This is a genomic window from Thorsellia kenyensis (assembly GCF_042432445.1).
In the GTDB taxonomy this organism is placed as follows: domain Bacteria; phylum Pseudomonadota; class Gammaproteobacteria; order Enterobacterales; family Thorselliaceae; genus Thorsellia; species Thorsellia kenyensis.
In genome coordinates this window covers 1-6,934 of the sequence record NZ_JBHLXE010000063.1, presented here as the reverse complement: position 1 = coordinate 6,934, position 6,934 = coordinate 1, and the positions used below count along the sequence as shown (strand labels likewise).

The 6,934-nt window shown below is 38.2% G+C and carries 5 protein-coding genes; all 5 read right to left on the bottom strand.

Annotation, left to right across the window (positions count from 1 at the left end; all coding sequences use genetic code 11):
- Positions 1–391: 391 nt before the first annotated feature.
- The 5 genes from ACFFIT_RS05675 to ACFFIT_RS05655 all read right to left on the bottom strand — a co-directional run bounded on the left by ACFFIT_RS05675 (position 392) and on the right by ACFFIT_RS05655 (position 6,882).
- Positions 392–1,555 carry a KPHS_23130 family T6SS system protein gene (locus tag ACFFIT_RS05675; protein ID WP_385876684.1) on the bottom strand — a complete coding sequence of 388 codons (1,164 nt, stop codon included), beginning with the start codon at positions 1,553–1,555 and terminating at the stop codon, positions 392–394.
- Between the two features lie 125 nt (positions 1,556–1,680).
- Positions 1,681–2,583, bottom strand: a complete 903-nt coding sequence (locus tag ACFFIT_RS05670) for a formylglycine-generating enzyme family protein (RefSeq protein WP_385876683.1) — start codon at positions 2,581–2,583, stop codon at positions 1,681–1,683.
- A gap of 336 nt (positions 2,584–2,919) precedes the next feature.
- The gene (locus ACFFIT_RS05665) at positions 2,920–3,822 is read right to left on the bottom strand and encodes a formylglycine-generating enzyme family protein (protein ID WP_385876682.1); all 903 of its coding nucleotides are present in this window, start codon (positions 3,820–3,822) and stop codon (positions 2,920–2,922) included.
- A gap of 434 nt (positions 3,823–4,256) precedes the next feature.
- Complete coding sequence (locus ACFFIT_RS05660; protein ID WP_385876681.1) at positions 4,257–6,479, bottom strand: hypothetical protein; 2,223 nt, start codon at positions 6,477–6,479, stop codon at positions 4,257–4,259.
- Between the two features lie 103 nt (positions 6,480–6,582).
- Positions 6,583–6,882 carry a hypothetical protein gene (locus ACFFIT_RS05655; protein WP_385876680.1) on the bottom strand — a complete coding sequence of 100 codons (300 nt, stop codon included), beginning with the start codon at positions 6,880–6,882 and terminating at the stop codon, positions 6,583–6,585.
- Positions 6,883–6,934: the final 52 nt, after the last annotated feature.

Genomic DNA, 6,934 nt, shown 5'->3' with positions numbered 1-6,934 from the left:
TTTTCGACCCTCAATTAATGCAATGCGACTGACAGCGGCTATGCACTTATTATACAAATCCACGAATAGTTAAATAGTTAAATAGTTAAATAGTTAAATAGTTAAATAGTTAAATAGTTAAATAGTTAAATAGTTAAATAGTTAAATAGTTAAATAGTTAAATAGTTAAATAGTTAAATAGTTAAATAGTTAAAAAAATCAATGATGATACCTTGCTCTTCTGAACAATCGAAAATAACTTGCCGTTGAGTTAATGATGTTAATGCTGTTTGCTCTGATAAAAATAGCACCTATCAATAAAAAAATAGTCTCTATCTAGGAAATAAGACAAATTAACGAGAGTTAAATCATGATAATATTTTTAAAAATCTCGTGAGACTAGGTTAATGTATCAATGAGCTTTCATTTGTTCTATGTATCCGAGATATCCTTCAGGCTCAAACGCATTAGCCAAGAGTAATTGCTTAGGTGTTGCTTCTGCTATTTCTAATAAAAAACCTAGTGTCAATAAATCACTTAAGCGACCTAAAGTGCCTGTATATGCAGATAATACACTCAGTTCTGTAGGCATTGACTGTGCATTAAATAGATAGCTATAGATGGCTTGAGCGTGTTCGTTCACTTGAGCCGATTGAATCAATGGCATCTTGGCTTGCGCTTGTGGCAATAGTGTAAGAAACTTATTCATATCATGAGATATCTCATTCTCACGAATTAATTGAGGGCGATAAAATTTCGCTTTACCAGGTAATATAGGCTTGTGAACATGGTACTCCCCTAAAATCAACAGATAGCTCGCCAAGGCATCAGAGACTTGCTCTGATTGGCCTAATTGTAAGACAATCAATAAATGCGCTTCTTCAACGGAGTTTTGAAACATTGGTGTAAAAAGTGAAAAATCACTTTTTACAGGGTGTAGCTCAATAATGAGCGGCTTACCTTTGTTGCCTAGGCGCTCTTCTAAAAGTGATTTAAAAAATGCTTCGTGATACCTATTTGAGGGATAATCTTTCTCTGAGATATTCAAAATCACATGGCAACGCACTGGATAATGGCGGTTGATTTCTTTAAGTTCAGCTAAAACCCCATCGACGGCATAATGAAATGCAGATTTTAATTCATTGTCTTTTTCTATGAACTCAATAGGTAAGGCTTGGTCAATAAATTGTTCAAGTTGCTCTCTATGGGATAACCAAGTGCGAGGGTTAAGTTTACCTGGAAATTGAGTGAAACTCGCAAAACAAACCAAATGGCGATTAGCCCATGCCTTATAATGAGCCTCAGTGCGCTCACACTTCTCTAACCAAGCGTCATAATAGATTTTTTGTTTATAATAAACCCCTAAACGAAGGACAAAAATCACTAAGAGAACCCCCAGAAGAGTGTTTTGAGTTTCATGCCAAAATGTGAAACTCTCACCATCCCATCCACCAGCCCAATATCTTTGCCCGAAAAAGCACACCAATAAAATCAATACTGCCGAAAATACCCAAAAAAACCAACGAATTTTCCATGGTTCGCTATATTCATTTAGGTCATAGGGCTTCCAGCGCATTTTAATTCCTTATTTATTCTTGTCAGTGGACATTTTGATTGATGTCAATCTATCATTTCCTTTTACGCCATGTTGCACCATAATTTTTTTATACATCCAACCTCTTATTGCTTTTAAAAATTAAACTATGGCGTAATTACCTCAGGAGGAACATCTGTGGGCTCGGGTAATGGGGCATGATGTACCGCACAACGAAAGACAACATCTCCTGATGTCTCTTTTTTATCTCTCCACGATTCAATAAAATGGGTAGTTGGATGAATGGGCGATCGATCGATGGTCAGGTTTTGAATATCACTTCCAGATACCCGATTACGTGCTACTTTTTCTTCACCATATTTAGGGCCGACAGGATTTTTCTCTGAAGAGTATGTATAGTAATGCCTATCATACCAATCATTCACCCATTCTACATCTCGGGAGAGCATATCATAGAGCCCCAAAGGCGTAGGTGGATACTGCCCTACGGGTGCAGATTTAAGTGGGGAGGGTATATTACGCCCAGGTTCAAACTCACCATTATCGGTGGCAAAAACCACATACTGCCCACGATTACGTGCGGCATACTCCCACTGCGCTTCTGTGGGTAAATCCACTATCTCCCCAGTTGCCTTACCCACCCACTGACAAAAGGCTTTGGCATCTTCCCAGCGCACCGACGCTGCCATAATCGGGACATTACGATTCACTGTGGTAAATAAATTTTCCGTCCATTCTTCCACTCTAGTCGTTTCTACATCTGCAAATTTCGCATACTCATTATACTGAGCCCAAGTGATACGATGGGCCGCCAGTTTGAAATCATCTAAAGTGACTTGATGTGGTTTCAGGTCCCAACTTTCCGGCAATAAATTCAAACCATGCGATTTTTTACCAAAATCCCCCATCTCATACGTCCCCCCTTTAATCGGGACCATATCGGCTATTATCGAGTCAGCAAATGCTTTAGCCTCTGGAGTTATAGGCGCTTCTTTGCACGATGTGAGTAGCGCCAAAATTAGTACAACCGAACCAAAACGACTTAACATATTTTATCCTTAACGTTACCTATATTTAGTCAAATCCTTATTACCATAGCTTTATTGCTTCACCGAAAATCATAGGCTATACATCGAAATCGAATTTTATGATTTGCGCACAGCTGCTGAAGATTTCATCTTATAATACCGAAAATACAAAGAAATCAACCAATTCCCTGAGCTTCGCTATATTCATTAGGCCATAGGGCTTTCAGCGCATTGTAATTCCTTATTTATTCTTATCAGTAGGCATTTTGATTGATGCCAATCCAGTATTCCCTTTTACGCCATGTTGCACCTTAATTTTTTTATACATCCAACCTCTTATTGCTTTTAAAAATTAAACTATGGCGTAATTACCTCAGGTGGAACATCTGTGGGCTCGGGTAATGGGGCATGATGTACCGCACAACGAAAGACAACACTACCTGATGTCTCTTTTTTATCTCTCCACGATTCAATAGAATGGGTAGTTGGGTGCACGGGCCCCCTAGAGATGGTCAGGTTTTGAATATCACTTCCAGAGACACGATTACGCACAGCTTTTTCTTCACCATATTTAGGGCCGACAGGATTTTTCTCTGAAGAGTATGTATAGTAATGCCTATCATACCAATCATTCACCCATTCTACATCCCGGGAGAGCATATCATAGAGCCCCAAAGGCGTAGGTGGATACTGCCCTACGGGTGCAGATTTAAGTGGGGAGGGTATATTACGCCCAGGTTCAAACTCACCATTATCGGTGGCAAAAACCACATACTGCCCACGATTACGTGCGGCATACTCCCACTGCGCTTCTGTGGGTAAATCCACTATCTCCCCAGTTGCCTTACCCACCCACTGACAAAAGGCTTTGGCATCTTCCCAGCGCACCGACGCTGCCATAATCGGTGCATTACGATTCACTGTGGTAAATAAATTTTCCTTCCATTCTTCCACCTTAGTCGTTTCTACATCTGCAAATTTCGCATACTCATTATACTGAGCCCAGGTGATACGATGGGCCGCCAGTTTGAAATCATCTAAAGTGACTTGATGTAAATAAAGATCATCGTACTCAGGCAATAAATTTAAACCATGCGACTTTTTACCAAAATCCCCCATCTCATACGTTCCCCCTTTAATCGGGACCATATCGGCTATTATCGACTCAGCAAATGCTTTAGCCTCTGGAGTTATAGGCGCTTCTTTACACGATGTGAGTAGCGCCAAAATTAGTACAACCGAACCAAAACGACTTAACATATTTTATCCTTAACGTTACCTATATTTAGTCAAATCCTTATTACCATAGCTTTATTGCTTCACCGAAAATCATAGGCTATAAATCGAAATCGAATTTTATGATTTGCCCACAGCTGCTGAAGATTTCATCTTATAATACCGAAAATACAAAGAAATCAACCAATTTTCCATGGTTCGCTATATTAATTTAGGTCATAGGGCTTCCAACTCATTTTAATTGCTTATTTATTCTTGTCAGTAGATATTTTGATTGATGCCAATCCATCATTCACTTTTACACCATGTTGCACCATAATTTTTTTATACATCCAACCTCTTATTGCTTTTAAAAATTAAACTATGGCGTAATTACCTCAGGTGGAACATCTGTGGGTTCTGATAAAGAGGCATGGTGTACGTTACACCTAAAAATAAAACTCCCTTATGTCTCTTTTTTATATCCACTTGATTCCTGAAAATGGGTTTATTGTTTGCGCACAGCCGCTGAAGATTTCATCTGAAATAGGTTTAAGAACAGCCAATGGATCATCAATTGAATCAGGCAAGCTAGCGTATATCTTTTTAAAACTAACGTGATAAGTACTATTATAAACGTCAGTTAGATAATCTCTACTTCGCGGATTGTTATTTCTGTAAGAAAATTCTCCCTTCTTCAAAAATTCAATGATTTTAGTTTCATTTTGTCGCCAATCCGATGTTTTGGTTTCACCAGGAATAAGTGAGATATGTTGTAACACATTTTCATAATCTCGCTTAGACTGCACCCATCGAAAACACTTTAATATTGCCATTTTTCGTCCACTATAGCTGTCTTCCATTTTGTTTTCACACTCCTGCTGTTCGTGTGTTTTACCGCGAAGCCAGAATATATCCCAAAACGATTTTTCCAATAGCATCGCAATCAGAGAGCCTTTACTTTCAGGTGGGCTATATTTTAAAAAATCAGGTGATTGATTAATTTGATCCATTAATTGCAAACGAAATTCAGCTTGGTCATATAACCTCGTCAATTTGTTGATAATGTCTTCACCAAAATTAAAAGAAAGCACCGCCGTACCTAGGAGAGCAGGATTTGGCAACAATATCACTAATGCACAGAGCGCTGCAAAATCTTCAGCGTCCATAATTTCAGCCACTTCAATATAATCTACGTTACGTAGCATATAGGTAAAACACGGGAGAAATTGCGTCATGATGGTGTTTAAGTCCATTTCACATGCAAATTCACCTTTAGCACCAACCCCCCAACATAATGCCGCTTTGACCAGTATCCGTAATTTATTATCAATGAGGGTAAATCGCAATGCGCCCTTAGCGCCCACACCAGCCATGACTGATTTACCCACAACAATCTTGGCTAAATCAGTGAAATCTTCTTGTAGTTCTGGATTTTTCCAACCAAATGTCCCTGCAATATTGCCACCCGCCTCTACCCCTACAAAAACCCCTAGTTCTGCATCTAGGCCAGATTGGTCTCTTACCTTTTTTAAGTCCACTTTTTTATTACCTGGAAAACCAAGTCGCTCCGTCTGTGGGTCGCCTTTAGTACCCATGATACCATCTGTACCTATTTTGACATTTAGATGGATAGCTCCACTGGCTCCTACACTGCCATATAATTTAGCTTCTATTTGAAATCTAAAATGGCCTAATGAACTTGTTTCACCATTTTTATTTGGATAGGTTATTTCTAATCCTTTTTCATCAGGAATGTACACACTGCCTTTAGCTTGGGCTGCGCATACATCAAAATTAGCATAAAAATTAAATCCAGCTGATATTTCTCCTTTTGCTTCGCTTAAATCATTTAATACAAATGGATTATATTCACCCACAGTGCCAGCCCCATAGCTATAACGCATCAACTGAGCCTCTGCACTAAAATCGATTTGAGAGGGTTCATCAGGATTTTTGTTTTTTTTGAATTTTAATTTTTCATTGATATCTTTAGCCCAGTCACCTAGCACGCCGCTATCTCCTGGCCATTGTTTTTCCCAGAGTTTGAGATTTACACCGGATTCTTTGATTTGATTAATTGCTTCTTTCATCGCAGATTTAAACTTGTCTTCATCGATACGGGTAGGTTTTTTTCTTTTATCAGTTGAACTGGAATCTTGAGGTGTCATTCCCTTAAAAACCAAATAGTCTTTTTTATTAAGTTTATATTTTCGCCAATGATTTTTTATTTTATCCGACCGCACATAGGTATATTTTTTTCCCCAATGTTTTTTTACTTTGATCAACTCAACCATACGAATGGCTCTATCTTTTTCACTATCATCATACAACTTAACCTCTTCATCAGGGTGAATCTTTGTTAGAGATTCAAGTTCCTTTTCTAAGGCTTCAACCGCTTTATTAAGCTCATCTTTTGCTTGTTGAATTCTTATTTCTATGTGATTAAGTGGTTCTGAAATTGCCTCATTTTTTAAGCTAGAGGAGACTTTTAAATATTCTATCCCTTTAGCAATTCGTTCTTTAATTAAAGCTGAAAGGAAAGCATCCTCTTCTTCAATCTCTGCGTTTTCATCTACATCTAAATAAAATAGTTCGCCCGTTTCTGGATGAAAGTACAACGCTGGTTCAGGGGGTAGGTATACCTCTTTACCTGAAGGTATTGCTTGTGTTTGTGTATTAGCCTGGACATTTTCAGTCATAGTAGTACCCCCATTTACAACAGTTTCAAAAATAAAAAATTTAGATTGTGGCATCTTCTAAAATAATGAATCATAGTCGAATCATTCAAGTATGCTAGGTCAATTACATAAACTCAATTTTTAATTCACTAGGCTTAGCTGTATAAACTTCAACTGTTTTTCCATTTTTATCAGAAATCCCAGTATAAACTTCTCCTTCGGAAGTCGTAATTCTATAAGAGCGATTTGCAATCACCTGACCTGTTTTTTGATTTTTCAAGATAAAAAACTCACTATGTCCACTTGGTAATGGTGGCGGCGGAACCCGGTAATCGCTGGCACCCATCTTCTGTACCGTAATCGCTTTCAATAAAATATTTTTCGGTGAGCCTATTTCTACATTACCGCCAGCGGAACTTGTCAAGATAGTTGTTAGTTATTTATAATTTTCACATACTAAGCTACACCGTTTGTTT